Origin of the sequence: Pseudemcibacter sp., from assembly GCF_965661635.1 — a bacterium.
Taxonomy (GTDB): Bacteria; Pseudomonadota; Alphaproteobacteria; order Sphingomonadales; family Emcibacteraceae; genus Pseudemcibacter.
In genome coordinates this window covers 1-3636 of record NZ_CBFIEP010000175.1, presented here as the reverse complement: position 1 = coordinate 3636, position 3636 = coordinate 1, and the positions used below count along the sequence as shown (strand labels likewise).

Below are 3636 nucleotides of genomic sequence, written 5' to 3'. Positions count from 1 at the left end.
CCACCTGCAAAAAAGCACATTGAACAGCCGCTTTCCCTCCATTCAAACCCCGCATCCATGAAAATTTTATCAATACCTTCTTCTTCGGCAGCTAATTTAACCTCTGTAGATCCCGGAACACAAATCGCACGAACGCCTGAGGCCACTTTCATATTCTTAAGCAATTTTGCTACACGTCTTAAATCCGGTAGCCTACTATTGGTACAGGACCCAATAAATGCGGCGTCAATTTTAAGGTCTCGTAGACATTGACCGGGTTTAATCGCCATATAACTTAAAGCATTTTCTGCTGCGATTCTTTGGTTCTTATCTTCAAAATCATTTGGTGATGGAATTTTTTCTCCTAGTGCAATTGATTGCCCAGGGCTTGTACCCCAAGATACAGTCAGACTTAAGTTCGTCACATCAATGATAATTTCTTTATCATAAGTGGCTTCATTATCTGATTTTAAGTCTTCCCAATATTGAACGGCCTGTTCCCATAATTCCCCTTTTGGTGCAAAAGGTCTTCCTTTAACATAATCTATGGTTTTTTCATCAACCGCAATCATCCCTGTAAAGGCACCGAACTCCACCGCCATATTACAAAGTGTCATGCGGCTTTCCATTGAAAGTGATTTAACGGCGGAGCCAGAAAATTCAACGGCATAACCAACCCCCCCCGATGCTGAATATTTAGAAATTAAATGTAAAATCATATCTTTCGCGGTCACACCAGCTGGCAATTCACCATCAAAAGAAACACGCATGGATTTTGGTTTTTCCATCCTAAGAACATTTGTGGCTAATGCTTGTTCAGCTTCTGTGGATCCAATTCCCCAAGCCAACGCACCAAATGCGCCTTGTGTACAAGTATGACTATCAGGACACACAAGCGTCAATCCCGGTAATATTATTCCTTGTTCTGGCGAGGTAACATGAACAATGCCTTGCTCTCTATCACCGATATCAAATAGTCTAATATTCTCATTATTGGTTGCTTTGCGGGTCATTTCGATAAAATCACGGCCACCTTGCATCGTTGTTTTATCTGTTCTGCCGGGGAAAGTGTCCACGATATGATCCATCGTGCAAAAAACTTTTTCTGGGTTTAATACACTCCTGCCTGCATCCTCTAAGCTAATCAGTGAAATACTACCAGTGCGTTCATGTAAAAAAATACGGTCGATATAAAGTAAATCCACACCGTCCGCCAATTGGCAAACGGTGTGATCATTCCATAATTTTTCAAAAAGTGTTCTTGCGCTCACTACGACTAGTTATGACCTCCGAAAGGTAGACGTTGTGGCTCAGTTCTCTCTTTAAATACTGTCCATGTTGTTGCATTAGGGCGCGTATCATCAATGGGGGGTGGCGTCATATATTTTGGTTCAACATCTCTGATATAATCTTTAAGCACTTGTGGTAATTCGTCATGACTATCAAGTAATTTACCGATCGCATTAACATATAAAATACCTTCGCGACCCTGCATTTCCATCCAAGGAAGCCAATCCGACAAGCGCGTCCAAGAAATATCTACATTGGCGACATCTTTATCACCATCTAGAAGGTCATCCGTCTTACCCATGAAGCTGAACATTTCAGTCGCATGATAAGCTCCACCAACATATTTCTGATAATCGCCTTGCATCGTATTGTGATAAAATAACGGAACAGTAAGATTAATAAACCAGCTATCCTTAATTTCTCTGCCTATCCATTTTGCAGCGGGTTTACCCTCTGCATCATATGGAAAGCTCGCCCGTTGATTTACCGGATCATTCGACACATGCATCACGTCAACTTCGCGACCAAGATACGGGTTTTCCCATTTATAAAGTACTTCACCAGTAACGGGATCACGATAAAGCATAATTTCACGCGTGATCAGTTTATACCCTTTTCCGCGCTTTTCATCTTCTACGGAAACACACTGACGAACAGTCATTCCGGTTGATCTAAATAATAGTTTATCCGCTTCTCCACGTTTACGGCCATGTATATAACCGTCAAACATATATCGTGTAATTTTTTGATCTGTGCTCGAACAATAAATTTTTCTTGTTGCTTCTATAATCCCCTCAGGTGTTTTTAGGTCAATCGTCTCTGCTGATACAGTTGACACGGCACATACGCTTAAAACCGCGCTTGCAATCTTCCATCTTATATTCTGCAAGATTTTCATTATTTTCTCCAATGTTGGATTATCATTTTATAATTAATACTAAAGATATACTATTATACCTTTTATTCAAAGTAAACCATCAACTAATCTTGATAATTGTCTTACCAAAATTTTGACCTTTCATTAATCTTTCAAAAGCATGAGGCGCTTGATCTAACCCTTCAGATACATCTTCTCTATATTTAATTTTTTCTTCGTCTAGCAATGGAATTGTAAAATCTAGAAATTCCTGCTTCTTATCATGGAAATCATAAACCACTAGTCCACGCACCGTCGCTCTAGCTTTAATAATCGATGCGGGGTTGGGCCCAGGAGGAATAACATCCGTATTATATTGGGCCATAAGTCCACATAAAACAACACGGGCGCCAATTGCCAACTGCCACATCACAGTATCCAACATATCTCCACCGACATTGTCAAAATAGAAATCAACCCCTTCTGGACATTCTCTTTTGATTGCTTCAGCAAGATTTTCATTTTTATAATTTATCGTACCATGAAAACCAGCAACATCCCTTAACCATCCACATTTTTCATCGCTGCCTGCTATCCCAATAACACGGCATCCTATGTTTAAAGCATACTGTCCAACCATAGAACCAACGGCGCCACTGGCCGCAGAAACCAACACAACATCAGATGGCTTTAATTCACCTAGGTAATGCACACCTGCATAGGCCGTTAAGCCTGGCATACCCATAACGCCTAACGCTAATGAATAAGGTTTTAGGCGTTGATCAACCAAAGTAGCATCGTCAGAATTTGTGATAGAAAATTCCTGCCAACCCCCATGATGCATTACAAGATCACCAACTTTAAATACATCCGATTTGCTTTCAATAACTTCTGATACCGTTTCACCTCTCATTAAATCTCCTGGATGAACAGTTCCAGAAATATGGCGCCCGCTGATCTGTCCACGCATATAAGGATCAAGAGATAAGTATAAAGCTTTACATAGTATTTCGCCATCTTGTGGAGATGGTATATCAGTAGAAGCGATTTCAAAATTTTCAGCGCTAGGGTTTCCGTCCGGCTTGCTTTTTAATATTATTTGAGTATTGGTCATTATAAATTCCTAGAGTAAAAAGAGTGATAGTGACGGCCAGAAGGTAACAACCAACAATCCGACAAACATGAGCAATAAAAAGGGAAGAACTGACTTAGCTATCACCCAGAAGTCTTCTTTAAACACGCCCATGGCGACGATAAGGTTTAAACCAAGTGGCGGCGTTAAATAACCAAGTTCCAAGTTTACAATCATCATAACGCCAAAATGAGTGAGATCGACATCTTGCGCTATCGCTAAAGGTGCTAAAAGAGGCGCTAAAATTAAAATCGCGGAACCAATATCAACAAAACATCCCACGATAAGCAGGCCGACTAAAGTCAATAGTAAGAAAGATGTCTGACTATCCACGTTTGCTTGAATAATTTCAACGAGCGCATGCGGCACATGTTCGTAT

General features: G+C 40.5%; 4 protein-coding genes. All 4 read right to left on the bottom strand.

Translation table 11 applies throughout. The features are described from left to right. A partial coding sequence (locus ACTF6W_RS11585) for a 3-isopropylmalate dehydratase large subunit (protein WP_438994706.1) occupies nucleotides 1-1250 on the bottom strand: 1250 nt, incomplete at its 3' end. A gap of 5 nt (nucleotides 1251-1255) precedes the next feature. Next, nucleotides 1256-2167 carry a DUF1838 family protein gene (locus ACTF6W_RS11580; protein ID WP_438994705.1) on the bottom strand — a complete coding sequence of 304 codons (912 nt, stop codon included), beginning with the start codon at nucleotides 2165-2167 and terminating at the stop codon, nucleotides 1256-1258. Nucleotides 2168-2246: 79 nt separating this feature from the next. After that, nucleotides 2247-3239, bottom strand: a complete 993-nt coding sequence (locus tag ACTF6W_RS11575; protein ID WP_438994704.1) for an NADP-dependent oxidoreductase — start codon at nucleotides 3237-3239, stop codon at nucleotides 2247-2249. 9 nt (nucleotides 3240-3248) lie between these two features. Beyond that, a partial coding sequence (locus ACTF6W_RS11570; RefSeq protein WP_438994703.1) for a TRAP transporter large permease subunit occupies nucleotides 3249-3636 on the bottom strand: 388 nt, incomplete at its 5' end.